We start from the raw sequence: 24562 nt of genomic DNA, 5'->3' as shown, positions 1-24562 counted from the left end.
CGCAATCGAGGCGTCAGCGGCGGCGCGCTTCGGCCAGCGTGACGATCAAGGCGCCGGTCAGGATCACCGCGGCACCGGCCCAGGTCCAGCCATCCGGCACCTCGGCGAAGAAGAGCCAGCCGAAGCCCGTCACGAAGATCAGGCGCAGATACTGGAACGGCGCGATGGCCGAAGCCTCGCCATGCCGATACGCGCTGGTCACGATCCAAATGATGCCGGGCGCGAAGCAGGCGACACCCAGCAGGATCAGCCCATCCACCAGACCGAGCGGCGTCCAGGCCATCACCGCGAAGGGCGCCGACCCGGCCGTCGTGATCATCCCGACCCAGGCCATGATCGTGACGTTGCGATCCTGCTGCGCCAGCACGCGCGATGTCAGGGTGATGCCGCACCAGGTCATCGCCGCCGCCAGCGCCAGGCCGACACCAAGCGTGGACACCGTCGTCCCCGGACGCAGCATCACCGCAACCCCGATGAAGCCGGCGATGGTCCCGGCCCAGCGCCAGCGATCGACGCGTTCGCCCAACACCGGGCCCGCCAGCAGCGTGGTGAACATGACGTTGGTGAAGGACAGCACCGTCGCCGTGGCGAGGTCGAGCGGCCCGAAGGAGGCGAAGTAGAAGCCCCAGGTCAGCAGGGAGGACACGCCGCGCAGCAGGTGCAGCCCTGGCCGCCTGGTGCGGAACACCGCCAGCCCTGATCCCGCGATCAGCGGCGCGACCCAGAACAACTGCCCGAGCGATCGCGCGAAGACCTGCATCTCGACCGGAATGCCGCGCGCCGTCATCAGGCGGATCGCCAATGCCTCGGCGGCGAAGATCACGGCCGCGACAGCCATCAGCGCGCCGCCGCGCAAATTGCCCGATCTCACCTCATGCATTGACGGCGCTGCCCTCCGGCGTAGCGTCCCGCAGAGTGCGGCGGTGGTGGCATGCCGTCCAGGCGGGGAGGGGGCACCATGGCGAAGATGACGCCAGCGCATCGACGCATGCTTCGGTGTCGCCCGCAGCATGCGCCGCGCGGCGCGGGTCATGCTGCGCGCCTCACCGACGAGGCATCCACATGATCTTCGCAAGGCACGCCGCATGAGCGCCGCCACCATGGCGCAGCCCTTCACCGGCTGGCGCGTCGTCTGGGCGGCCTTCACCGTTGCCGTCTTCGGCTGGGGCGTCGGCTTCTATGGCCCGCCCGTCTTCCTCTTCGCGGTGCATGAGGCGCGCGGCTGGTCGATCCCGCTCGTCTCCGCCGCCGTGACCTGCCATTTCCTGCTCGGCGCTGTCGTGGTGGGCAACCTGCCGGCGATCCATCGCCGCTTCGGCGTGCCCGGCGTCACGCGCCTGGGCGGTGCGCTGTCCGCGCTGGGCGTGCTCGGCTGGGCGCTGGCCGGCGCGCCATGGCAATTGTTCGCGGCGACGGCGATCAGCGGCGCCGGTTGGGCGATGACGGGTGCCGCGGCGATCAACGCCATCGTCTCCCCCTGGTTCATTCGCCGGCGCCCCGCCGCGCTCAGCACCGCCTACAACGGCGCAAGCGTGGGCGGCGTGGTGCTCTCGCCGCTCTGGGTGATGTTGATCGGTGCTTTCGGTTTTCCGATCGCCGCGGCGCTAGTGGGGCTGACCATGGCGGCGGCGCTGTGGTGGCTGGCGGGACGCTACCTCGCATCGGGGCCGGCAGCACTCGGCCAGCGCCCGGATGGGGAGGCCGCGCCCGTCGCCGCGGCGGTGCGCGACGCGCCTGCTGCGGCACCGATGCCGGCTCGTGGCCTGTGGCGCGAGCGGCGTTTCGCGACGCTCGCGCTGGGCAGCACGCTGGGCCTATTCGCGCAGGTCGGGCTGATCGCGCACCTGCTCTCGATGCTGGTGGCGCCGCTTGGCGCGCAGCAGGCCGGGGTGGCGGCGGGGCTGATGACGGTCTGCGCCATCATCGGGCGGACCGGGATGGGGTGGGTGCTGCGGCCGGGGATGAACCGGCGGGATGCGGCTGCCGGCAACTACGCGCTGCAACTGGTCGGCTCGCTGGTGCTGCTGGCGGCGGGCGGGACTGATGTGGCGCTGCTGCTGACCGGTATCGCGCTGTTCGGGCTGGGCCTCGGCAATGCGACGTCGCTGCCGCCGTTGATCGCGCAGTCGGATTTCGCGCCAGCCGACACGGCGCGAGCGGTCGCGTTGCTGACGGCTTGCGGCCAGGCCTTCTATGCCTTCGCGCCGGGTGGCTTCGGTGTGTTGCGTGCGATCGACCCGGCGCTGCTGTTCATCGCCGCCGCGGGGTTGCAGGGCGTGGCGACGCTGGTGCTGCTGGCCGGGCGTCAGCGATAGCCGCAGACGCGGCGCGGCACGATGCGATAGACGGGCTGCCCCCAGCTGTCGCGGCCAACGAAGACGCGCTGGTTCTGCGTCCAGCAGGTTTGGCGCGGCGGCGGTGCCTGATAGTAGCGCGGAGCGGGCTGATAGCCCTGTATCTCCGGGTGGTACTGCACAGGTATCGCGCCCTGCGCCGCGGCGGTGGTGGGCATCTGCGCCATCGCGGCGCCGGCGAGCGACAGGGCCAGAAGCATCACGTCCCGGCTTGGAGCCTTCATGGCTTTCTCCCCTCGTGACGGCCGCGGAGGCGCCGCAGCCGCCGAGAAGGTCGGAAATACGCAAGCGAAGGGCAAGGCATTGTGGCCTGCCCTGCCAAATGCCTGTGAACCGCTTCAGCGGTGCGTCTGCGCGTCACCCCGGATCGCGGCCACGCCGCGATCCACGAGCGCGAAGCGCGACCGCGCCCAACCCGTCAGCCTCCCCGGCGCACCAGCCCACGGCGCGAAGGCAAGGGCCGCGGATGCGGCCCGCCCGCCGTCTGAGGGCAAAGCAAAGACCTGCCTGACGGCGGAACGCCGTCAGGCGAGCGTCGTCATCAGCCCCGCCAGCAGCTTCGCCCGCGGCACCAGGCTGTCGATCAGCACATGCTCCTCCAGCGTATGCGCAAGCGCGCCCTGCACGCCGAGGCCATCGAGCGTCGTCACGCCCATCGCGCCGGTGAAGTTGCCGTCCGACCCGCCGCCGCTGCTCTGCGGGTTGATGTCGAAGCCGATGTCGTTCGCGATCTTCCGCGCCTGGTCGAACAGCGCCATGCCCTTGGCGTCGGCTTCCCACACCGGGCGAGTCACGCCGCGCGTCACCTCCAGCGTCACGTCGTTTGCACCCGACCGCAGGCCGAGCATGCGCTGCACGCCGGCGTCCAGGTCCTCCTGGCGCTTGGCCATGGACAGCGATTCCGCCTCGCAGGTGGTGGACACGCAGTTCACCCATTGCCCGCCATGGATGACGCCGACGGAGAAGGTGCAGTCCTCCGTCGTCATCTCCTCGATGGCGACGATCTGCCTGGCCATTTCGCGGATCGCGCTGCGCCCTTCGGACAGCCGCGCGCCGGCATGCGACGGCCGCCCCGTGGTCTTGAGGTTGAAGCGCGCGATGGCATAGCGCCCCGTTACCACGCCGCCATCCGGGCGCGCCGGTTCCGGCACCAGCACGAAGCGGTTGCGCGCCGCCTCGGCCTCGATGATGTCGCGGGTGGACGGGCTGCCGATCTCCTCATCGGAAGTCAGCAGGAACGTCACCGGAAGATGCGTCGCCATGCCGGCGGCGAGGATCTGGCGCATGGCCTCCACCGCCAGGACGGTGCCGCCCTTCATGTCCTGGATGCCCGGGCCGTAGCATTTGTTGCCCTCGCGACGGATCGGCAGTTTCGTCAGCGTGCCGATGGGATGCACCGTGTCGAGATGCGCCAGCACCAGGATGCCCGGCGCGGCATCGCCCGCCGGATGCGGGAAGCGCGCGCGCACGCAGTCGCCAAGGCCCATGCGCCCCGGAATGCGGTCGATTCGCGCACCCAGAAGCGCCAGGTCGCGCGCCGCGAGGTCCATCATCCGGTTCACCGCCGCCGCGTCGAAGGTGGGGCTCTCGCAGGCGGACCAGCGCATCAGCCGCGCGAGAATCTCATCGGCATCGAAGGGCAGGGCGGTGGCGGGGTAGGCGGTCATGCGGCATCTCCGGCACGGTTCGGCGCGAAGCCTCCACCGGCCCGGAGGATCGGGCAAGACCGGCCCGGATTGTGACCCGGCACACGGCGCATGCTACCAATGCGTGCATGAACCCCCCCACGCGACCCCGCCCGAGGCCCGCACCCCAGACCGGCGCCGCCGTCTGGACCGCCGCCGAGCTGTCCGCCGCGGACTGGATGGTGCCTGTCGGCACCGAGGAAGCCGCCGAGCTCGAAGCCGCGCTGACTGCGGCGCAGGCGAGCGCCCCGGTGCCGCCGCTCACGCGCCTCGCGCCGATCCTCGCCGATGTCACCACGCGTCTCGATACCGGCCGCGGCTTCTGCCTGCTGCGCGGGCTGCCCTTCGACCGGCATGGGGCGGCGGCGGCGGAAGCTGCGCTGCTCGCCCTCGGCATGCAGATCGGCAGGCCGCTGAACGGATCGGGGCCGGCCGTGCAGCGCCTGATCGGCCAACCCCCCGCCGAGGCCGGCACGCGGTCCGGCCCGCCGCGCTTCCATACCGAGGCCTGCGACGCCATCGCACTGCTCTGCCTTGCCAATGGGCCCGAGGCGCCGCCGCATGTGCTCGTCTCCGCCGGCGCGGTGCACAACGAAGTGATGCGCCGTGACCGCGCCGCGCTGGCGGAACTCTACGAGCCCGCGCCGCTCATCGAGGAAGGCGAGCCGGTGCAGCGTGCCGTCTTCACCGTGACGGAAGGCGCCTTCGCCGCGCGCTACACGCGCCATGCGGTCGAGCAGGCGGCGAGCGCGCCGCAGCCCGGTGCCGCGCCGCTCGCCGTCGGGCTGCGCCCGGCCTTCGACCTGCTGGATGCGGTCTGTGCAGAACCGGGCCTGATGCTGAAGCTGGAACCACGCCCGGGCGACCTGCTGTTGTTCAACCCCCATCTGGTGTGGAAGCTGCGCAGCCTGGTCGAGGCGGAGCCCGATGCACCCGAGGCGGCGCAGGATTTCCGGCGCCTGCGCATCACCATGGCGCATTCGCGCCGCACCGTCGCGGAGCCCGGCTGATGCGCCTGCTGGTCGCCAACGCCAACACCACGGAGGCGATCACCGAGGCCTGCGCCGAGGCCGCACGCGCCGCCGCCGCGCCGGGCACCGAGATCGTCCCGGCGACGCCGCGCTTCGGCCCCGCCGTCATCTCGACGCGGGCGGAGAATGCGATCGCCGGGCATGCGGTGCTGGAACTGCTCGCCGAACACGCCGGCAGCGTCGATGCGGTGCTGCTCGCGGTCAGCCACGACACGGCGCTGGACGCCGCGCGGCAGTTGATGCCCTGTCCGGTGATCGGCATGACCGAGGCGGCCTGCCTGACTGCCTGCATGCTGGGTGGGCGCTTCGGCATCGTCACCTTCGGCGGCATCGAGATGTATCGCGAGCTCGTCGCGCGCTACGGTCTCGAATCACGCCTCGCTGACATCATCGCAGTGAACGCCACGCCGCCCGAGGCGGTGGCCGAGCCGGACAGCGTCGGCACCAAGGTGCTGGCGGCGACGAAGGCTTTGGCGGCCGAGGGTGCGAATTCGGTCGTGCTCGCTGGTGCCGCGCTCGCCGGCTTCGACAACCGGTTGCAGGAGGCCGCCCCGGTGCCCCTGCTGGACGGCATGGCCTGCGGCGTGCGGATGGCGGAGATGCTGGTCGCGCTGGGCCTGCCGAAGCCGGGCGCGGGAACCTACGCCCGACCGGTGGGGCGCTCGGCGGCAGGCATCTCTCCGGCGCTTGCCGCGTTGTTGCGGGGTGACGGGTAGCGGAGGACCATCATGCGTCTCGACGGGCCGGAAAGCGACAATGTCGAGGACCGTCGCGGACAGCGCATGTCCGGTCGCGGCGTGGCGGTGGGCGGAGGGCTCGGGACGGTGGTCCTCGTGGTCATCGCCCTGCTGCTCGGCGTCGATCCCGGAGAATTGCTGCAAGGGCAGGGGGGTGCGCCGCAGCCGCAGGTGACGCAGCGCCAAGCGTCGCCGCAGGACGAGGCCGGGCGCCGCTTCATCGCGCAGGTGCTGGGCGAGACGGAGGAGGTCTGGCGCGCCGAATTCGCCCGCCGCGGCGCGCAGTATCAGGAACCGCGCCTGGTGCTGTTCTCCGGCGCGACGGAATCCGGCTGCGGCTTTGCCCAGGCGCAGATGGGACCCTTCTACTGCCCGCGCGACCATCGCGTTTACATCGATCTCGACTTCATGGCGGATCTCCAGCGGCGCCTCGGCGCGAATGGCGATTTCGCCGCCGCCTACATCGTGGCGCATGAGGTCGGCCACCATGTGCAGAACCTGATCGGCGTGCTCGGCCGCGTCGAGCAGGCCCGGCGCGGCCAGGGGGAGGCGGCGTCGAACGCCCTGCAGGTGCGCGTGGAACTCCAGGCCGATTGCCTGGCCGGTGTCTGGGCACGTCGCGCGCACGAGACGCGCAACATCCTCGAACGCGGCGACATCGAGGAAGGGCTGAACGCGGCGGCCGCGGTGGGCGACGACCGGCTGCAGCGCGGCAGTCGGGGCTATGTCTCGCCGGAGACCTTCACGCATGGCAGCTCGGCGCAACGCGTCAGTTGGTTCCGGCGCGGGTTGGAGAGCGGGCGGATCGAGGCTTGCGATACCTTCTCCGGCGGATGAGGCGATCGGCGGCTCCCCGCCGGCCGGCCATTCACCCCATCAGCCTGCGCGCACCGTGATCCCACGCTCGGCGTAGTATCGCGCGGCACCGGGATGGAAGGGCAGCACGGCATTGGCCGGCGCGTTCTCCGCCCGCGTGCCGGCGGCACTGGCGTGGATCTCGGCACGAGGGTCCGTCGCGGACAGCGCGGCGCGGGTGACGCGATACGCCGCGTCATCCGACAGCCCCGCATTCGCGACGACGAAGTTCCAAGCCGCGAAGGACAGGATCGGCGCCGACTGACCGCGATAAGTGCCTGGCGCGATAGTGGTGTCTGCCAGGTAGGGCAGTCGCGCCCGCACCACCGCGACGAGTGGTGCCTCCAGCCCGAACACCACCACATCCGCCTGCTGCTGCGCCGCGACCAGGGATGGGATCGGCACGATCGCGCCCTGCCACAACGCATCCATCTCGCCGGCCAGCAGCATGCGCGTCATCTCGGCCGGATCGCCGGAGACGATCGTCGCGTCCATCCCCGCCGCGGCCAGCGCGGCACGCAGGAAGGTTTCGGCCGGTCCGCGTGCCGGGCCCGCGCCGACGCGCTTGCCGGCCAGCCCGGCGAAGCCGCTGATGCCGGTGCTCCGCAGCACGCCGACCTGGAAGGACGTCTCGTACATCGGGAACAGTGCGCGCACGCGCCCATGCACCCGCCCGCCGGCGGCTGGCGTCCCCGCCACGGCATCCGCAGCCGAACCGAGGAAGGCCGTGCCCAGCGCGCCAGCGTCATCCTCGACCTTGGCCAGGTTCTCGAGCGACCCGGCGCTGCGTTCGACGGTCACGGCGACGCCCTGCTTCGCCAGGAAGGCCGCCAGCCCTTCGCCATAGGGCAGGAAGGCGCTGCCCGCCCCCGCCGTGTAGAGCCGCAGCGGCGCCTGTGCCGCGACGGGCAGGGCAGCGAGCGCGAACGGCGCGGCCAGGATGGGGCGTCGGCGCATCGGGGGATCTCCTTGTTCCGTGGACATTCTGACACGCGGCCACGCGGTGCATAGCGCCATCGGCGCGGCTGCCCTGTCCCTGGCCGGCGGCCGGGCCTAGGCTCCCCGATGGCGAGGAAACCAAGGAAGCAGTCGATGGCCATGAACGATGCCCTCCATCCCGTCAGCGGACCCGCGCTCTGGTACGGCCCGGAGGTGGCGCGCCGCACCGATTGGCTGCGGCATCTCACTGCCGATGAGGTCGCCGCGCTGGACGCCGCCTCCGCGCGCCTGGCCGCGAGCGACATCGACATCGCCGCGATCGGCCCTGGCGATCTCGACGCGCCGGCGCTCGCCCCCCTTGTCGCGGAAATCCGTGACGCCGTGCTGCGTGGCCGCGGTTTCTTCCTGCTGCGCGGCGTCCCCGTTGGCCGCTGGTCGCGCCGGCAGAGCGCCTGCGCCTATGTCGGCCTCGGCGCCGAGTTGGGCGAGCCGGTCTCGCAGAACGCGATGGGCCACATTCTCGGCCATGTGAAGGATATCGGCGGCGAGTACGCGAAGCCGACGCATCGCGGCTACCAGACGGCCGCGCGGCTGCCCTATCACTGCGATGCCTCGGATGTGGTGGGCCTGCTCTGCCTGCAGCCCTCCAAGGCGGGTGGCAAGTCGAGCCTGGTCAGCTCCTGGGCGCTCTACAACGAGATGCTGGCGCGCCATCCCGACCTGTTGCCGGAGCTGCTCGCCCCCGTCCATCGCGACCGGCGCGGCGAAGTGCCCGAGGGGGCGGAGCCCTGGTACGCCGTGCCCGTCTTCACGCCCATGCCGGATGGCGGGCTGGTCGCGACCTATGTCCGCAGCACCATGGTCAAGGCGCAGCGCTTCCCCGAGGTGCCGCGCACCACCCCCGCGCTCGAAGCCGCCTGCAACGCGCTCGATGCGCTGGCCGAGGACCCGGCGATCCATCTCGACATGGATTTCCAACCCGGCGATATCCAGTTCGTCAGCAACCACTGGATCATGCATTCGCGCACGGCCTTCGAGGACTTCCCCGAGGTCGAAAAGCGCCGTCACCTCTACCGCCTGTGGCTCGCCTGCCCGGACGGGCCGGCCTTGCCCGAGGTCTATACGCGCGCCTGGCAGGGGGCGACGCAAGCGGGCCGACCGGCCGGCATCCGGGTGCCGGGCGTGGCGCTGTCGGCGCCGCTCGATGCGAGCTGGTGACGAACGCGCGGCGCCGGGGCCTTGGCAGTTCCCGCGTCGCGCCTAACATCGCGCCATGCCGCACATCGCCGTTGCCCGCCTGTGGTTCGAAGGGAACTCCTTCACACCCGTTCCCACTCCGCGCAGCGCCTTCGAAAGCCGCGAATGGGGCAGCGGCGCGGATCACCTCGCACGCTACGCCGGTACCGCGACGGAACTCGGCGCGCTGCATGGTTTCCTCGGCGCGCGACCGGATTGGCGCGCGACGGTGCTGGCCTGCACCGGCGCGCAGCCCGGCGGCCCCATGGCCGATGACGCGATCCGCGCCTGGCGGGAGGAGGTGGAGGCGGCGCTGAAGGCGCAGCGCTTCGACGGTGTCTACTTGTCCCTGCACGGCGCCTGCGTGACCGAGAGCGACCCCGAGGCGGACGCCACCACCATCGCCCGCATCCGCGCCATCGTCGGGCGCGACGTGCCGATCACCGCATCCTTCGATTTCCATGCCAACATGGCGCCCGAGATCGCCGAATGGCTCGACGGCGCCTCGGCCTATCGCACCTATCCGCATATCGACATGGACGCGGCGGCGATGCGTGCGCTGCGGCAGTTGGAACGCCGGCTGTCGGGCGCGCCACGCGCGCATGGGCACATCGCCAAGCGGCCGATGGTGCTGCACAGCTTCCACATGCGCCATGAAGCCGGGCCGATGGCGGAAGTGTGGGCCGAGGCCGCGGCGGCGGAACGCGCGCCGATCCTCGATGCCAGCATCTTCGGCGGCTTCGCTTGGGGCGACAGCCCGCAAGCCGGCCCGTCGGGGATGGTGTTCGCCGAGGATGCCGGCGCCGCACGTGATCTCGCCGAACGGCTGGCGGATGCCATCGCGTCGCGCCGCGCGCGCTTCGCCGTCACGCTGCCCGATCCGGCCACGGCGCTGCGCCAGGCGCTTGCCGCGCCGCCGGGGCTCGTGGCGCTGCTGGACCCGGCGGACAATCCGCTGTCGGGCGGCATCGCCGACACGCCGGAGATGTTGCGCACGCTGGTCGCGGCGAAGCTGGACGTGCCATCGGTCTTCGCCTTCCTGCACGACCCGGCCTCTGTGGCCGCGGCGCAGGAGGCCGGCGTCGGCGCGGCGCTGACGCGACACCTGGGGGCCACCGTCACCGAATCCTTCGGCCGCCCCGTGATCGTCGATGTCGAGGTGGAGCGCCTGACCGATGGCCGCTTCGTCAATGAAGGCCCGATGGAACGCGGCGCGCCGGTCGATCTCGGTCCCACCTGCGTGCTGCGCGTCGGCAATCTCCGCGTCATCTGCACCTCGCTGAAGGAATCCGCCGTCGATCCCGGCTTCTTCGCGCTGCACGGCATCGACCTCGGCGCGACGCGCCTGTTGGCCAACAAGGGCAAGAACCATTTCCGCGCGGCCTTCAAGGAGCGCTGCGTCGCCATCATGGAGTGCGATGCGCCGGGGCCGGCCGCGCTCGACCTGACCGCGCTGCCCTGGCGCCACGTCCCGCGCGACTGGCTCGGCTGACCGGAGGTGAAACGTTTCCCCGCGCGCTTGCGCCTGCGGCGCGCCCGGGTTAGCGCCCCCGCGCCAACGAACGAGGACGCCCCCATGACGCGCATCACCCGCCGCGCCGCGCTCGGCACGCTGCCCCTGCTCGCCTCCCCTGCCGCGCTGCACGCCCAGGCCCCCTGGCCGAACCGTCCGATCCGCCTGATCGTCCCCTTCCAGGCCGGCGGCGCCACCGACGTCACCGGCCGCGTCATCGCCGAGCAGCTTTCATCCGCCCTTGGCCAGCCCGTGGTCGTCGAGAACCGCGCCGGCGCCGGCGGCAACATCGGCGCCGACGCCGTCGCCAAGGCCGAACCCGACGGCCACACGCTGCTGATGGCGACGATCGGCACCGTCACGATCAACCACTTCCTCTACAGCCGCATGCCCTTCCGGCAGGAGGACCTGGCTGCCATCGCGATGGTCAGCCTCGTTGCCAATGGGGTGATGGTGAATGCGCAGGTGCCGGTGCGCACGCTGCAGGAGCTGATCGCGCTTGCGAAGCGCGACCCCGGCGCGCTGAACTACGGCACGCCCGGCAATGGCACCTCCGGCCATCTCTGCGCCGAGTATCTGAAGACCCTCGCCGGCATCGACATCACCCATGTGCCGTTCCGCGGCACAGGCGGCGTCATCCCGGAACTCCTCGCTGGCCGCGTGCAGATCGCGATCGACAACCTGCCCGCCTACCTGCCGCACATCGCCTCGGGCGCCGTGCGGCTGCTGGCCGTCACCTCGGCCGAACCCTGGTTCTCCGTGCCGCAGGCCCCGACCGTCGCGGCCAGCGGCTTTCCGGGCTTCGAGGCCGTGGCCTGGTTCGGCCTGCAGGCGCCGGCCCGCACGCCCCGCCCGATCATCGAGCGCATCGCGCAGGCGACGATCGCGGCGGTGGGCAAGCCCGAGGTGCAGGCGAAGCTGCGCGAAGTCGGCAACGAGCCGCGGGCGCTGGGCCCGGCGGAGTTCGAGCGCTTCATCGCGGCGGAGAACGAGAAGTGGCGGGACGTGGTGCGGCGGTCGGGCGCGCGTCTCGACTGATACCAGCGGCCGAATTGTTTGGCCGCCGGTACCTGCTTTGCGTCCCTCAGACGGCGGGCGCCGCGCATCCGCGCGGCTTGCCTTCGCGCCATGCCCTGTCGCGTTGGCGGCAGCGGGCGGTCTGGACGCGGTCGCGCTTTGCGCTCGCGGTGCGATGCGGGGCATCGGGCCGAAGATCAACCGATGCGACCATTGGTATGACGACAGGGGGGAGGGGGCCAGGCCCCCTCCGCTACGCCCGCATCAGCATCCCCATGACCAGCCTGACCAGCGCCTCCTCGAAGGCCGGTGTCCCCAGCAGCGGACTTCGTTCGATCGCGGCCGCCCTTACCGCGCCGGAGATCGCCCGCAGCAGCACGAACCGCCCCGCCTCGCCCAGCGGCGGGAAATGCCCCGCGCAACGCGCCTCCAGCGCCGCCAGCAACGGTTCCGCCACACCCGCCGATGCCTGCGGATCGTCGGGCATGCGCCGCATCACGCCGAGGATGATCGCCCGCCGCACGCCGTGCCGTCCGCGGAAGGCACCGAGCAGGGCGGCGATCGCCTCGCGCACCGTCGGCTCCGGCTCCGCGGGGTCGAGCCGCGCGAGCACCGCCTCCAGCCTCGCGAGGATATGCGCCTGCTCGCGGGTCGCCATGGCGGCGAGGATCGCCTCGCGGTTGGGGAAATACTGATACAGCGTGCCGATGGAAAAGCCGGCATGCGCGGCGATGCGGTTGGTGGTCAGCGCCGCTTCGCCTTCCTTCTGGAGAATCTGAGCACTCGCTTCGAGGATGGTGTCCACCGTCCCCTGCGCACGCGCTTGGGTCGGTGATTTGCGCAGCGAAATCACGGGCTTGGCCTGTTTCGCCATGTAACCCTCCGCCGGGCCGGATGCGAGTGGAGAAAGCCGAGCAACGCTCAGATATTGGGTGTGACGACGAGGCGCTGCAATCGCCCACGGAGACGAACCCATGCCCGAGCACATCCTGCTTCTTGCCCTGCCCGTACTGGTCGCGGTCGGGCTGCTCGAGGCGCTGTTCTGGCGTCGGCTGCGCGGGACGGCCTATCCCTGGGGGGAGGGCTTCGCCTCGATCGGCGTCGCCATCGGCCAGGCAGTGAAGCGCATCCTCGCCGGCGGGCTGGTGGTGGCGCTGTTCATGGCGGTCTGGCAGATCCGACCCTGGACGGTGCCGCTCGACACCGCCTGGGGCTTGGCGCTTCTGCTGTTGGCGACGGAGTTCGTCTATTACTGGCACCACCGGCTGCATCATCGCGTGCGCTGGTTCTGGGCGACGCATGCGGTGCATCACTCGCCGAACCACCTGACCTTCCTGACCGCGGTGCGGCTCGGCTGGACGTCGGAGATCAGCGGCGGCTTCCTGCCCTTCCTGGCGCTGCCGCTGATGGGCTTCCATCCGGCTGGCGTGCTCGGTGCGCTGGCGCTGAACCTGCTGTACCAGTTCTGGATCCATACCGAGACGGTGCCGCGGCTCGGCTGGCTGGAATACGTGCTGAACACGCCGTCCAACCATCGCGTCCACCATGCGAGCAACGAGCGGTACCTCGACCGGAACTTCGGCGGGATGCTGGTGATCTTCGACCGCATCTTCGGCACCTACACCGCCGAAGCGGAGGAGGAACCCTGCCGCTACGGCCTGACCACGCCGGTGCTCAGCATCAATCCGGTGACCATCGCCTTCCACGAATGGCGCAACATGCTGCGCGACCTGCGCCGTGCGCGTGGTGTGCGGAACAAGCTGCGCATGCTGTTCGGCCCGCCGGGTGCGCCGGCCGAACCGCGATAGGTTACGCGAGCACCGCGCCCTTCGGCTGTGCCATGCCGCGCTTCACGGCGGGCCGGGCACCGACCTCGGAGAACCATCGCGCGAGGTTCGGCGTGTCCTCGATGCGCCGCTCCGCCCAGCCGGCCCGTGCCACCCAGGGGAAGGCCGCGACATCCGCGACGGAATAGGCGTCGCCGCCGAGGAAGCGCACCTGCGCCAGCCGCCCGTCGAGCAGGCGATAGACGCGATCCACCAATGCGAGGCTGTGGGCGCGCGCCGCCTCGGGCTTCTCCGGCGCGAGGTCGGTCCAGTGATGCGCCTGGCCGGTGTACGGACCAAGCGAGGTCAGCGCCACCATCAGCCAGGCCATCGCCTCCGCCCGCGTGCGGAGTTCGCGCGGCAGCAGCACGCCCTGCGTCTCCGCCAGATGCAGCAGGATCGCCCCGCTTTCGAACAGCACGAGCGGGGCGGAGCCATCCTGCGCATCCTCGACCAGGATCGGCACCTTGCCATAGGGGTTTAGCGCGAGGATCTCCGGGGCGAACTGCTCCCGCTTGCGGATGTTCACCCCGCGCACGGCGTAGTCGAGGCCACATTCCTCGAGCATCACCGTCACGCGGTTCGAATTCGGCGTGGCCCAGCCGTAGAAGGTGCGTTGCATCCGTTCAGTCTATCGTCGCCCCCGATGCGCGCACCACCTCGGCCCATTTCTCGATCTCGGCCTTGATGAAGGCCTCGAAGGTCGCCGGCGAGGTGCCGCCATCCGGCGTCAGGTTCGGCAGGTCGGCGCCGAGCTCGGCGAGCTTGGATCGCACCATCGGTTCCTTGCTGATGGCATCGATCTCAGCACCTAGCCGGTCGATCGCCGCGCGTGGTGTGCGGGCGGGGGCCTGCATGCCGAACCAGGCGGTCGCCTCGAAGCCGGGCACCACGGTCTCGGCCAGCGTCGGAACGTCAGGCAGGACGGAGGAGCGCACATGCCCGGTGACGGCCAGCGCGCGCAGCCGCCCGTCGCGGATATGCCCGATGCAGGAGGGGATGTTGTCCACCGAGGCTTCGAGCCGACCGGCCACCGCTTCGATCAGCATCGGCCCGGCCCCGCGGAAGGGCACATGCGTCATGCGCGTGCCGGTGCGCAGCATGAACATCTCCATCGCCATATGCGGTGACCCGCCGCTGCCGGCGCTGCCGTAGTTCAGCTTGCCGGGCTGCGCCTTCGCCGCCGCCACCAGGTCCTGGATGGTGCGGATCGGCTGGGAGGGATGCACCATGATGACGTTGGGCACACGCAGATACAGCCCGACTGCGGCGAGATCCTCGGGCTTGTAGGGCATGCGCGCGCCGAACAGCGCGTAGTTGATCGCCGCCGGGGAGACGGCGGTGCTCAGCACCGTGTAGCCATCGGGGGTGGCGCGCGCGACCGCCTCGGATCCGATATTGCCGGTCGCGCCGCCGCGGTTTTCCACCGGCACCGGCTGGCCGAGCCGCGCCTGCAGGCGCTCGGCATAGATGCGCGCGGCGATGTCGGTCGTCCCGCCGGGCGGGAAGTTCACGATCATGCGGACCGGGCGCGATGGAAAGGGACCGTCCTGTGCCAGGGCGGGCACGGGAAGGGCGGCGAGACTTCCGACAAGCGTGCGGCGGTTCAGCAACATATGGCGTCCTCCTAGGCGGGGCGTTGGTCGCCCCTGCGCAGCGCCGCTGCCGTTCCCCGGCCGCTCCACGCGCCTGATGTCACGATTTATGCCGCGATGGCCTTGATCTGTCGCGTCCAGGAATGCGGCAGGCCGCATATCGCGTCCGATGTGCCCGACGGTCGAGGTCAGAACGCAGGAATGTCGCAAAAATTAAACGCCCCGATTTCAGTCCTGAATTTCAATTTTTAGTGACAGTCGTCGAGACCTCACGATACTGTGTATGCACGCAAGGCGCGAGCCGGTTCGATTGAAGGGCCGGTGACGCTCATCGGAAGGCGCCTTGCAATTGAGCGTGGCATCGCGCGCCCGGGGGGATCGGGCGCCGGGAATGACGGGGGACACCCATGGTTGCGCTGGCCTTGAGAAACGCCGCACCGGTTGATGACACCGCGACGTCGGACCATGCCATGGGCAGCGACAAGGCTGCCCGGGTGGTTCAACCCGCCGTTGTTGCGGGAACCTTGCCGGCCGACGCCTTCGCGCCCGACGTGGTGCGGGATGATTCCCCGGCCATCGGCTTCGTGATGGCGGTGGTGTTCTCGCTGCCCCTCTGGGGCCTGCTCATCGGTGCCGGTGCTTATATCGTCGCGGCCCTCTAGGCCCGACTGATCTCCAAGGGCGGCGTCAGGGCCGCTTCACCGACAGCCGCGCCCCGGTGCCGGGCCATCCTGCCGCCGGGCTGTGATCCAGTGCGCAGCGACAATTCAGCCCCCCGGCATTCTGCGGGCCGGTCGGGAAGGGACGAATCGATGGCGCTGGTCGTTGCCGTGGTGGTCGGGTTGGCCGGCGTGCTGGCCCTGGCCTCGGGTGCTTTGGCGGTCGTCCTGGCCTCCGCCGCGCGCAAGGGCTTCGAGGCCGCACTTGTCGATGACACCGATGACGGCCTGCGCGCGCGTGGCGTGCTGCTGATCGAACGCGTCAAAAGCCCGACGCTGCGCTGGGTCATCAACCGCCGCACCGGCGCGATGGCCGGCACGGTGCTGGTGGGCGTGGTGCGCGAGCGGCTCGCCACCATGCATCGCGGCGGCTTCATTGCGCTGGGTTCGGGCGTGGTGGCGATCATCCTCGCCTTCCAGATCCCCGACCTGATGCGATAGCGCTCCTACTCCACGCGGATGGCGGCGCGGTTCACCACATCGGCCCATTTCGCGATCTCAGCGCGCAGGAAGGCGGCGAAGGCCTCGGGGCTGGTGCCGCCATCGGGCGTCAGGCGCGGCGGCTCGGCGCCGAAACTCTCCATCCGCTGGCGGAAGGTGGGGTCGAGCGCGATGGCGTTCAGCTCCGCGCCGAGCCGCTGGACCAGCGGCGCCGGCATGGCGGCGGGGGCGAGCACCCCGAACCAGGCGGTCGCCTCGAAGCCCGGCAGGCCCTGCTCCGCGACGGTCGGGACATCCGGCAGGGACGGGTTGCGCTGTGCGCCGGTGGTCGCGATGGCGCGGATCTTCCCCTCGCGGATGAAGGTGAGCGCTGAGGGGATGTTGTCCATCCCGATCTCGATGCGCTCGGCCACCATCTCGGTCAGCATCGGCGCGGATCCGCGATACGGCACATGCGTGATGTCGATGTTGGTCGCCAGGCGTAGCTGCTCCACCACCACATGCGGCGAGGTCGCTATGCCGGCGGTGCCGTAGTTGATCCGCCCGGGCCGCGCGCGGGCTTCCCGCACCAGGTCGGCGACGGAGCGGATATTCGTGTTGTTCGCCGCCATCAGCACGTTCGGCACGCGCGTCATCAGCGCGACGGCGGCGAGGTCCTCCGGCTTGTAGGGCATGCGGTCGCGGAAGACGGCGAAGTTGATCGCCCCGGTGCCGATCGTGGTCAGCAGCAGCGTGTGGCCATCGGCCTCGCTGCGCGCGACGAATTCCGCCCCGACATTGCCCGAGGCACCCGGCCGGTTGTCCACCACCACCTGATGGTTCAGCCGCCGGCCGAGCATCTCCGCCGTCAGCCGTCCCACCAGATCGGTGGTGCCCGCCGGCGTGAAGGGAATGACGATGCGGATCGGGCGGGACGGGAAGCCCTGCGCGGATGCGAGGCGCGGCGCGGCCAGCGCGGCAGGCAGGGCGGCAAGCACGCCGCGGCGGGCTATCCTCATGGTGTCGTCATCCTTCCCGTATCGGCCGGGGATGCCTGGTGCTCCCCGGCCTTCTTGTCGCGTGGTCAGTCGACGGTGATGTTGCCGCGCCGGACCACCTCGCCCCATTTCGCGATCTCGGCGCGGATGAAGGTGTCGAAGGTCGCGGGCGTGGACAGCCCGTCCGGCGTCAGGTCCGGCTTCATGCCACCGAGATCGGCCATCTTCTGCCACACAGCCGGGTCGGCGAGGGATGCGTTCACCGCCTGCGCGACGCGGTCGATCACCGGGCGCGGCGTGCGCGCAGGCGCGCAGATGCCGAACCAGGCGGTCGCCTCGACGGCGGGGAAACCGGCCTCGGCGGTGGTCGGCACGTCGGGCAGCGCGGGGGTGCGCGTCGCCGTCGTCACGGCCAGCGGGCGGAGCCGCCCGTCGCGCAGATGGCCGATGACGGAAGGCAGGTTGTCCACGCCGACCTCGACGCGCCCGGCGATGATCTCCTGGATCATCGGCCCGGCCCCGCGGAAGGGTACGTGGGTCAGGTCGATCCCCGCTGCCTGCTTTAGCAGCTCGCCCGTCATGTGCAGCGACGTGCCGACGCCGGAGGACCCGATGTTGAGCTTGCCGGGCTGGCGCTTCGCGAGATCCACCAGCTCGCGCAGCGTGCGCACCGGCAGGTCGTTGTTGACGAAGATCGCGTTGGGCACCTTCACCACCAGCGCGACGCCGGCGAGGTCATCGGGCTTGTGCGGCATGCGCGCGCCATACAGGCCGAAATTGATCGCGCCCGAGGACACGGTCTGCATCAGCAGCGTGTAGCCATCGGGTTCCGCCTTGGCGACGACGTCGGCGCCGACATTGCCGCCCGAACCGCCGGGCCGGTTCTCCACCACCACGGGCTGGCCGAGGCGCGTCGTCAGCGGTTCGAGCATCACGCGCGCGGCAAGGTCGGTCGTGCCGCCCGGCGGGAAGCCGACGACGAGGCGGATCGGCCGCGACGGCCAGGCCTGGGCGAATGCCGGGCGGGCGAGGGGTGCGAGGGCAATCCCGCCCAGCAGGGCGCGGCGGTCGATCATGGTCCTGAACTCCTCCCGGCGCCCGTCGTCGCGGGCCGCCTTATTCCAATGCGGCCAAACTGGCCCGGCGGGGCTTGCGGATCAACTGTCCGGCATCAATCCACCGTCGCCCCGGCGGCGCGGATCACCTCCGCCCATTTCGCCGTTTCGGCGCGGATGTAGTCCGCGAAGGCCTCCGGCGTGCCAGCGCGCGCGACCGCACCCTGGTCCAGCATGCGCGCCCGTGTCGTGGGGTCCTCGGCGACCGCATTGATCTCCGCATTGATGCGCAGGATCAACGGCGTGGGCGTGCGCGCGGGCACCTGCACGCCGAACCAGGCCACCGCCTCGAAGCCCGGCAGCGCCGCTTCGGACACGGTGGGAACCTCGGGCACGGCCGGGCTGCGGTCGGGCCCCGTCACGGCCAGCGGGCGCAGCGACCGGTCGCGGATCAGCCCGATCGCCGTCGGCAGGTTGCCGGCGCACATGTCGATCCGTCCCGCGACGAGTTCGGTCAGCATCGCCGCGCCGCCGCGGAAGGGCACGTGCAGCAGGTCGATGCCCGCGCGCAGCTTCAACAGCTCCGCCGTCAGATGCAGGGAGGAACCGGAGCCGGAGGACCCGTAGGTCAGCCGCCCCGGCTGTGCCTTCGCCGCGGCGATGAATTCCGGCAGGGTCTTCCACGGCGCGCTGGGATTCGCCGTGACAACATTCGGCAGGTCGCCGAACAGCGCGACCGGTGCGAGGTCCTCGGGCTTGAAGCTCGCGGTGCGGTATAGCGTCGGGTTGATCGCCGCCGTGCCGATCGAGGCGAAGAACAGCGTATGGCCGTCCGGTTCGGCGCGCGCGGCGACCTCGGCCGCAAGGTTGCCCGCCGCGCCGGGCCGGTTCTCGACCAGCACGGGCTGGCCGACCCGCGCGCCGAGCCGTTCGGACAGGATGCGCGCGAGGATGTCTGTGCCGCCGCCGGGCGGGAAGGGAACGATCAGGCGCAGCGGGCGCGCCGGCCAGGACTGGGCGAGGGCAGGCAGGGGCAGCAGCGCGGCTGCGGCGGCCAGCATGGCCCGGCGGCTTGGTGTCATGGCGTTCCATCCCGTTCGCCGCTGGATGCGGCTTTGCACGATTGGTGCCCCAGCCTGCGGGTGCTCGACAAGCCGCCACCACCGGTCGGGCGATTCCGCACGACGTGAAAAGCCTCTACTGTGCCGACTCCAACCGCCGCGCGATCCGCCGCCGGGCGCGGGTCGGCGGTTGCGGTTCTGGGGACAGGGGGACGCGACCGCATGGGGTTCCTGAGGCTCTACGGGCGCGTGCTGTGGCTGCTCGGTGCCGACCGCCCGATGGCCTGGGGCCTCGGCGTCGCGGCGCTTGCATTGGCCGGGCTGCAATTCCTCGAACCCGTGCTGTTCGGCCGCGTGGTGGACCTGCTCGCCCGGTCGGAGAGGATGGAGCCCAGCGCGCTGTGGTCCGAGGCGACGTCGCTGCTGCTGATCTGGGCGGTGGTGGGCCTCGCCAGCATCGCCGCCAATGTCGCGGTCGGGCTGTTCGCCGACCGCATGGCGCATCGCAATCGGCTCAAGGTCATGCACGACTACTTCCAGCATGTCCTGTCGCTGCCTCTGTCCTTCCATGGCGACACGCAGTCCGGCCGGCTGATGAAGATCATGCTGGTCGGCACCGACAACCTGTTCGGCCTGTGGCTCGGCTTCTTCCGCGAGCACATCATCACCTTCGTCTCGCTGATCGTGCTATTGCCGCTGACCATGGTGATGAACTGGCGGCTTGGCCTGCTGCTGGTGGTCCTGGTCATCGTCTTCGCCGTCGTCTCGACGCTGGTGATCCGCCGCACCCAGGATGCGCAGGCGCAGGTCGAGGCCTTCCATTCGCGCCTCGCCGGCAATGCGCAGGATGCGCTGTCCAACGTCGTGGTCGTGCAATCCTTCACGCGCCTGAATTCCGAGGCGCGGATGTTCGGCGACATCATCCGCCAGGTGCTGGACCACCAGTTCCCGGTGCTGAACTGGTGGGCGATCGTCGCCGTCCTCACGCGGGCGGCATCGACCATCTGCGTCATCGCCATCTTCGTCTATGGCACGGTGCTGCATGTGCGCGGCCAGGCGACGGTCGGCGAGATCGTGTCCTTCATGGGCTTCGCCACGCTGTTGATCGGGCGGATGGAAGGGGCGGTCGGCTTCGTCTCCCACATGGTGTTCGTGCAGCCGCGCATCGCCGAGCTGTTCGGTGTGCTCGATGCCCGCTCGACGGTGCCGGAGGCGCCGGACGCCGTCGATATCGGCCGGGCCCAAGGCCATGTCGCCTTCGAAGGCGTCGGCTTCGCCTATCCGGGCGGGCCGCCGATCCTACGCGACGTTTCCTTCTCCGCCGCACCCGGCAAGACCGTCGCTCTGGTCGGCCAGACCGGCGCGGGCAAGTCCACCGCTATGGCGCTGCTGCAGCGGCTGTGGGACCCCTCCGAAGGCCGCATCACCCTTGATGGCCACGATTTGCGGCGGATCAGCCTCGAATCGCTGCGACGCAACATCGGCGTGGTGTTCCAGGAATCCATGCTGTTCAGCCGCACCATCCGGGAAAACCTGCTGGTCGGCCGCCCCGAGGCGACGCAGGAGGAGATCGAGGCCGCCTGCCGCCAGGCCGAGGCGCATGACTTCATCACCCGCCAGCCCCAGGGCTACGACACCATCGTCGGCGAGCGCGGGTCCAACCTGTCGGGTGGGCAGCGCCAACGCCTCGCCATCGCGCGCGCGCTGATCAAGAACCCACCCGTGCTGATCCTGGACGAAGCGACCTCCGCGCTCGACGCCGCGACGGAAGCCCGCGTGCAGAAGGCGCTCGCCGCGCTGATGGCGGGCCGCACCACCTTCATCATCGCCCACCGCCTGTCCACCGTGCGCGAGGCGGATGAGATCCTGGTCTTCGACGGCGGCCGCGTCGCCGAGCGCGGGCCCTTCGCCGAACTGGTGGCGCTTGACGGGCGCTTCGCGGAACTGGTGCGCACGCAACTCGCGGGCGGAGCCGCCGCGCCGGCGCATTGATGTCGCGCCGGATCCACCAGTCCTGGGTCGTGCTGGCCAGCATCGAGAACGCCCAGGCGGATCGTTGCGTCGACATCTTCAGCCGCCCGGATGGCAGTTTCGGCTTCGAGGAATTCCGCCGCGACGCCGAGGATGCCGGCGCCTGGACGCCGGTGCAGTATTTCTCGGCGCAATCCTACGCGACGCGGGACGCGGCCCTCGCCGCCGCGCGGCATGCGGTGCGCTGGCTGGCCGAGGCGCCGGATGCGGCTCACTGATCCGCGACTCGCGGCGCTTCCTGCTTGCACCGCGCCATTCGGCCCTGGCACACTCGCCTTCTGGTTGCGCGGACAGGGCTCGCCGGACCCCTCGCCTCGCTGCTGCCCCCGGCGCATCCCGTGACCGCGTCCCGCAGGCCCCCCGGCCCGCGGCGGAGGAGGGAGCGGATATGCACATCAAGGACATCCTGCGTCACAAGGGTGAGGACGTGTTCTCCGTCGGCCCCGGAGAGGATGCGACGGCGATCGCGCGTTCCCTGGCGCAGCATCGCATCGGCGCCGCCCTGGTGCGCGATCAGGACGGCCACGTCCTTGGCATCATCAGCGAACGCGACATCGTTCGCGCCGTGGCGCGAGAGGGCGCGATCGCTTTGTCGCGCACCGCCCGGGACCTGATGACCGCCGACCTCGTGACCGCCACCCTGGCGATGTCGGTGGCCGAAGGCATGGCGATGATGACCGAGCATCGCTGCCGCCACCTGCCGGTGATGGAGCAGGGCCGGCTCGCCGGCATGGTTTCGATCGGCGACCTGGTGAAGGCCCGCATCGAGGAAGCGGAGAACGAGGCGGAATCGCTGCGCGCCTTCGTGACGGCGGCCTAGGTGGCACTGCGGGGCGGGGGCAGGCCCGTCCCGCGTCACCGCACCGGTCGCGCCGACGGGCGCCGCGTGCGACTCTCCTGCGACACGCTTTCGCAGGAGCCTGCCCGCCATGGATCTTCAACTCACCGGCAAGGTCGCCCTTGTCACCGGCGCTTCGGCCGGCCTTGGCCGCGCCATTGTCAGGATGCTGGCCGCGGAGGGCTGCCGCCTCGCCATTCTCGCCCGCCGGCGGCATCTGCTCGAGGCGTTGGCGGCCGAACTGCCACCCTCCGCCACGCCGCTGATCATCGAACAGGACATCTGCACGCCGGATGCCGCCCCGCGCATTCGTGATGCGATGCTCGGCCATTTCGGGCGCTGCGACATTCTGGTGAACAATGCCGGCGGATCGCGCCCGCAGACGGACCTTGGTGCCGATGCGGTGTGGGAGGAGGCGATGGAGCTGAACTTCCAGGCTGGCCGCCGCATCACCCATGCGCTGATCCCGGCCATGCAGGCCAACAAATGGGGCCGCATCGTCAGCCTGACCGGCACGGACGAGCCCTTTTCGATCAACCCCGCCAATGCGCCGAACGGGGCCGTGCATATCTGGTCCAAGGCGCTGTCGCGCGTGTTGGGGAAAGACGGCATCACGGTGAACTGCGTGCCGCCCGGCCGCCTGCGCTCCGAACAGATCGACGCCCGCGTCATGCCGACCGAGGAATCCCGCCGCGCCTGGGCAGAGAAGGAGGTGCCGGTCGGCTACATCGGCGAACCGGACGACCTTGCCGTTCTGGTCGCGTTCCTGTGCTCACCGCGGGCGCGCTACATCACCGGCCAGGTGATCCATGTCGATGGCGGGACCCTGCGATCAAGCCATTGAGTGACGGCGCGCCCGGTTCCACGCTGCACCGGCAGTCACTGTCCAGGACGGGTCCATGACCAGCAGCGCGACGCGGCACACGCATCACCATGGTGGCGGGGTGCCTGGCACGCATCTGCGCGCCGTCCTCGCGCGGTCGCGCCGCCGCCGCCGCGCGGGCGGGCCCCCGGCAACCCCGAGCCTCGGCGAGCGGCTTGCAGATACCGTGGCGGCGACGGTCGGGTCCTGGCGCTTCATCGTGGTGCAAAGCGGCCTGCTTGGCGTCTGGATCATCGGCAATGCCCTGGCGGGCGGCGGTGCGTGGGATCCCTATCCCTTCATCCTGCTGAACCTGCTGCTGTCCTTCCAGGCCGCCTACACGGCGCCCATCATCATGATGAGCCAGAACCGCTCCGCCGATCTCGACCGCGACCGCGCCACCGCCGACTACCAGGTCAATATCCGCGCCGAGGCCGAGATTGCGCTGTTGCACGAGAAGGTGGATTTGATGCGCGAGCGCGAACTCGACGAGTTGATCGGCCTGCTCAAGGGCGCGCTGGCGCGGCTTGAGGAACTGGAAGGGAAGGGCAGGCCAGCATGATCAATTCGGCGGTGGATTTCCTGCTGGATCTGGGCGGCAGCGTCGCGGCCCTGTTCGTCGCGCAGGACAGCCCGAATTTCGGCGTGGTGCGCGGCATGATGGCGACCATCGTGCTGGTGAGCATCGTGCTTGCCATCGCGCTGGCAGTGTGGCGCGGCAGGAAAGGCGAGTAGCGCCGCGCGGGGGCGTTCTCGGCTGGCGTGGAGCGGCGCGGCTATCCGTCACGTTCCGACGGCACCACGGTCGCGCGCAGCACCTCCTGGCCACGCAGGGCCACGATCTCGGCGGGAATACCGACGCGCTCGCCCATCAGGGCGCGCAGCAGGGCGTCCGCGCCGGTCGCGGCAATGCCGTCGATCGTGAGGATCACGTCGCCTTCGCGCAGGTCCGCCGCCGCTGCCGGCCCGCCGGGGGCGACGCGCATGATCCGCGCGCCGAAGCCCTGACCGTCCCGCCCCGCCGCATGCGCGAGCCTCCCAGGCACCGCCGCACGTTCCACCGCGATGCCGAGCACCGCGCGGCGCACCCGCCCGAAGCGCAGCACCTGGGTGAGCACATGCCGTGCCGTGTCCGCCGCGACGGCGAAGCACAGCCCCTGCGCCCCCATGATCACCGCCGTCGCGATGCCGATCACGCGACCGGCGGAATCCGCCAGCGCACCGCCGGAATTGCCGGGGTTCAGCGCCGCATCGGTCTGGATCAGGTCCTCGACGGGCCAGCCGCCATGCGCAGGCAGCGCGCGGCCCGTCGCGCTGATGATGCCGGCCGTGACGGTATTGGCGAAGCCGAGAGGATTGCCGATCGCGATCGCGACCTGGCCGACCCGCAGCCCGGCCGAATGGCCGAGTTCCGCCGCCGGCAGCGGGCCCTGCGCCTCGGCACGCAGCACCGCGATGTCGGTGGCACGGTCCTGGCCCAGCAGCCGGGCCGCGAAGCGCCGGCCATCCGGCGCGGTGGCCTCCAGCGCCTCGGCGCCGGCCACGACATGGGCGTTGGTCAGCACCAGCCCGTCGGGCGAGATCACCACGCCCGAGCCCGTCCCGCCGCCCCCGCTACGGCGCGTCGCGACATGCACCACCGCCGGCCCGACCCGTGCGACCGCCGCGATGACGGCGCGGGAATAGGCATCGAGCAGCGGGTCGTCAGTGGCAGGCAGGGGGGCGTCGAGCATGCTTCCCAATATGGGAATCTTCGTCGCGAATCACAGGGGCCGCTTCCCAGGCCGTTC

Annotated in this window: 27 protein-coding genes; 16 read left to right on the top strand and 11 right to left on the bottom strand. The window is 70.8% G+C overall.

What is annotated here, in order from left to right; all coding sequences use genetic code 11:
• Positions 1-13 precede the first annotated feature (13 nt).
• Positions 14-838, bottom strand: coding sequence for a DMT family transporter (locus tag AC2YHJ_RS05030; protein ID WP_487394383.1), 825 nt, complete (start codon positions 836-838; stop codon positions 14-16).
• A gap of 247 nt (positions 839-1085) precedes the next feature.
• On the opposite strand from AC2YHJ_RS05030, the gene AC2YHJ_RS05025 reads away from it, so the two are divergent.
• On the top strand, positions 1086-2315 hold the full coding sequence (locus tag AC2YHJ_RS05025; protein ID WP_487394382.1) for an MFS transporter: 1230 nt from the start codon (positions 1086-1088) through the stop codon (positions 2313-2315).
• Here AC2YHJ_RS05025 and AC2YHJ_RS05020 read toward each other — a convergent pair.
• Together AC2YHJ_RS05020 and AC2YHJ_RS05015 are read right to left on the bottom strand one after the other, a co-directional pair.
• Positions 2306-2578, bottom strand: a complete 273-nt coding sequence (locus AC2YHJ_RS05020) for a hypothetical protein (protein WP_487394381.1) — start codon at positions 2576-2578, stop codon at positions 2306-2308. The two genes, AC2YHJ_RS05025 and AC2YHJ_RS05020, sit on opposite strands and share 10 nt — an antisense overlap.
• A 300-nt stretch (positions 2579-2878) precedes the next feature.
• Positions 2879-4021: a M20/M25/M40 family metallo-hydrolase gene (locus AC2YHJ_RS05015; protein WP_487394379.1), complete on the bottom strand. Its 1143-nt coding sequence runs from the start codon at positions 4019-4021 to the stop codon at positions 2879-2881.
• 107 nt (positions 4022-4128) lie between these two features.
• On the opposite strand from AC2YHJ_RS05015, the gene AC2YHJ_RS05010 reads away from it, so the two are divergent.
• Genes AC2YHJ_RS05010 through ypfJ form a run of 3 tightly spaced genes read left to right on the top strand, consistent with a single transcriptional unit; the run spans position 4129 to position 6644 of the window.
• Positions 4129-5049: a TauD/TfdA family dioxygenase gene (locus AC2YHJ_RS05010; RefSeq protein WP_487394377.1), complete on the top strand. Its 921-nt coding sequence runs from the start codon at positions 4129-4131 to the stop codon at positions 5047-5049.
• The gene (locus AC2YHJ_RS05005) at positions 5049-5786 is read left to right on the top strand and encodes an aspartate/glutamate racemase family protein (RefSeq protein ID WP_487394375.1); all 738 of its coding nucleotides are present in this window, start codon (positions 5049-5051) and stop codon (positions 5784-5786) included. Before AC2YHJ_RS05010 ends, AC2YHJ_RS05005 begins: the two co-directional genes overlap by 1 nt.
• 12 nt (positions 5787-5798) lie before the next feature.
• Positions 5799-6644, top strand: coding sequence for a KPN_02809 family neutral zinc metallopeptidase (gene ypfJ / locus AC2YHJ_RS05000; RefSeq protein WP_487394373.1), 846 nt, complete (start codon positions 5799-5801; stop codon positions 6642-6644).
• 39 nt (positions 6645-6683) lie between these two features.
• On the opposite strand, the gene AC2YHJ_RS04995 is transcribed toward ypfJ, so the two are convergent.
• The gene (locus AC2YHJ_RS04995; protein ID WP_487394372.1) at positions 6684-7619 is read right to left on the bottom strand and encodes a TAXI family TRAP transporter solute-binding subunit; all 936 of its coding nucleotides are present in this window, start codon (positions 7617-7619) and stop codon (positions 6684-6686) included.
• Between the two features lie 141 nt (positions 7620-7760).
• Here AC2YHJ_RS04995 and AC2YHJ_RS04990 point away from each other — a divergent pair, with 141 nt between their 5' ends.
• The 3 genes from AC2YHJ_RS04990 (at position 7761) to AC2YHJ_RS04980 (ending at position 11388) form a co-directional block, all read left to right on the top strand.
• Positions 7761-8819, top strand: coding sequence for a TauD/TfdA family dioxygenase (locus tag AC2YHJ_RS04990; RefSeq protein WP_487394371.1), 1059 nt, complete (start codon positions 7761-7763; stop codon positions 8817-8819).
• A 55-nt stretch (positions 8820-8874) separates the two neighbouring features.
• Positions 8875-10329 (top strand): M81 family metallopeptidase, encoded by a 1455-nt coding sequence (locus AC2YHJ_RS04985; RefSeq protein WP_487394370.1) that lies wholly within the window; start codon positions 8875-8877, stop codon positions 10327-10329.
• Positions 10330-10413: 84 nt separating this feature from the next.
• Positions 10414-11388 carry a Bug family tripartite tricarboxylate transporter substrate binding protein gene (locus AC2YHJ_RS04980; protein ID WP_487394369.1) on the top strand — a complete coding sequence of 325 codons (975 nt, stop codon included), beginning with the start codon at positions 10414-10416 and terminating at the stop codon, positions 11386-11388.
• A gap of 232 nt (positions 11389-11620) precedes the next feature.
• Here the strand turns inward: AC2YHJ_RS04980 and AC2YHJ_RS04975 are convergent, their stop codons facing one another.
• Complete coding sequence (locus AC2YHJ_RS04975) at positions 11621-12241, bottom strand: TetR/AcrR family transcriptional regulator (protein ID WP_487394368.1); 621 nt, start codon at positions 12239-12241, stop codon at positions 11621-11623.
• 100 nt (positions 12242-12341) lie between these two features.
• Here AC2YHJ_RS04975 and AC2YHJ_RS04970 point away from each other — a divergent pair, with 100 nt between their 5' ends.
• A complete protein-coding gene (locus AC2YHJ_RS04970) occupies positions 12342-13175 on the top strand; it encodes a sterol desaturase family protein (protein WP_487394367.1) in 834 nt (277 codons plus the stop codon).
• A 1-nt stretch (position 13176) separates the two neighbouring features.
• Here the strand turns inward: AC2YHJ_RS04970 and AC2YHJ_RS04965 are convergent, their stop codons facing one another.
• A complete protein-coding gene (locus AC2YHJ_RS04965) occupies positions 13177-13815 on the bottom strand; it encodes a glutathione S-transferase family protein (RefSeq protein ID WP_487394366.1) in 639 nt (212 codons plus the stop codon).
• Positions 13816-13819: 4 nt separating this feature from the next.
• Entirely contained in the window at positions 13820-14809 is a 990-nt protein-coding gene (locus AC2YHJ_RS04960) for a Bug family tripartite tricarboxylate transporter substrate binding protein (RefSeq protein ID WP_487394364.1), read from the bottom strand.
• A 386-nt stretch (positions 14810-15195) separates the two neighbouring features.
• On the opposite strand from AC2YHJ_RS04960, the gene AC2YHJ_RS04955 reads away from it, so the two are divergent.
• Together AC2YHJ_RS04955 and AC2YHJ_RS04950 are read left to right on the top strand one after the other, a co-directional pair.
• Positions 15196-15450, top strand: coding sequence for a hypothetical protein (locus tag AC2YHJ_RS04955; protein ID WP_487394363.1), 255 nt, complete (start codon positions 15196-15198; stop codon positions 15448-15450).
• 150 nt (positions 15451-15600) lie between these two features.
• Positions 15601-15948 (top strand): hypothetical protein, encoded by a 348-nt coding sequence (locus AC2YHJ_RS04950; protein ID WP_487394361.1) that lies wholly within the window; start codon positions 15601-15603, stop codon positions 15946-15948.
• 5 nt (positions 15949-15953) lie between these two features.
• On the opposite strand, the gene AC2YHJ_RS04945 is transcribed toward AC2YHJ_RS04950, so the two are convergent.
• The 3 genes from AC2YHJ_RS04945 to AC2YHJ_RS04935 form a co-directional block, all read right to left on the bottom strand.
• A complete protein-coding gene (locus tag AC2YHJ_RS04945) occupies positions 15954-16946 on the bottom strand; it encodes a tripartite tricarboxylate transporter substrate binding protein (RefSeq protein ID WP_487394360.1) in 993 nt (330 codons plus the stop codon).
• A 65-nt stretch (positions 16947-17011) separates the two neighbouring features.
• Positions 17012-18001, bottom strand: a complete 990-nt coding sequence (locus AC2YHJ_RS04940; protein ID WP_487394359.1) for a Bug family tripartite tricarboxylate transporter substrate binding protein — start codon at positions 17999-18001, stop codon at positions 17012-17014.
• Positions 18002-18096: 95 nt separating this feature from the next.
• Positions 18097-19062, bottom strand: a complete 966-nt coding sequence (locus AC2YHJ_RS04935) for a Bug family tripartite tricarboxylate transporter substrate binding protein (protein ID WP_487394358.1) — start codon at positions 19060-19062, stop codon at positions 18097-18099.
• 201 nt (positions 19063-19263) lie between these two features.
• On the opposite strand from AC2YHJ_RS04935, the gene AC2YHJ_RS04930 reads away from it, so the two are divergent.
• The 6 genes from AC2YHJ_RS04930 to AC2YHJ_RS04905 all read left to right on the top strand — a co-directional run bounded on the left by AC2YHJ_RS04930 (position 19264) and on the right by AC2YHJ_RS04905 (position 23507).
• Complete coding sequence (locus AC2YHJ_RS04930) at positions 19264-21033, top strand: glucan ABC transporter ATP-binding protein/ permease (RefSeq protein ID WP_487394357.1); 1770 nt, start codon at positions 19264-19266, stop codon at positions 21031-21033.
• Positions 21033-21290 carry a hypothetical protein gene (locus tag AC2YHJ_RS04925; protein ID WP_487394356.1) on the top strand — a complete coding sequence of 86 codons (258 nt, stop codon included), beginning with the start codon at positions 21033-21035 and terminating at the stop codon, positions 21288-21290. The genes AC2YHJ_RS04930 and AC2YHJ_RS04925 overlap by 1 nt, the downstream gene beginning before the upstream one ends.
• Before the next feature lie 170 nt (positions 21291-21460).
• The gene (locus AC2YHJ_RS04920; protein WP_487394354.1) at positions 21461-21892 is read left to right on the top strand and encodes a CBS domain-containing protein; all 432 of its coding nucleotides are present in this window, start codon (positions 21461-21463) and stop codon (positions 21890-21892) included.
• 109 nt (positions 21893-22001) lie between these two features.
• Positions 22002-22754 (top strand): SDR family oxidoreductase, encoded by a 753-nt coding sequence (locus tag AC2YHJ_RS04915; RefSeq protein ID WP_487394353.1) that lies wholly within the window; start codon positions 22002-22004, stop codon positions 22752-22754.
• A gap of 55 nt (positions 22755-22809) precedes the next feature.
• Positions 22810-23334 (top strand): DUF1003 domain-containing protein, encoded by a 525-nt coding sequence (locus tag AC2YHJ_RS04910; protein WP_487394351.1) that lies wholly within the window; start codon positions 22810-22812, stop codon positions 23332-23334.
• The gene (locus tag AC2YHJ_RS04905) at positions 23331-23507 is read left to right on the top strand and encodes a hypothetical protein (RefSeq protein ID WP_487394350.1); all 177 of its coding nucleotides are present in this window, start codon (positions 23331-23333) and stop codon (positions 23505-23507) included. Before AC2YHJ_RS04910 ends, AC2YHJ_RS04905 begins: the two co-directional genes overlap by 4 nt.
• Before the next feature lie 41 nt (positions 23508-23548).
• Here AC2YHJ_RS04905 and AC2YHJ_RS04900 read toward each other — a convergent pair whose 3' ends face one another.
• On the bottom strand, positions 23549-24505 hold the full coding sequence (locus AC2YHJ_RS04900; RefSeq protein WP_487394349.1) for a S1C family serine protease: 957 nt from the start codon (positions 24503-24505) through the stop codon (positions 23549-23551).
• Positions 24506-24562: the final 57 nt, after the last annotated feature.

The organism is Roseomonas sp. SRI_022 (assembly GCF_057586215.1).
Note: the sequence above shows the minus strand (reverse complement) of the source record. Positions and strands in the feature narration are given on the sequence as shown.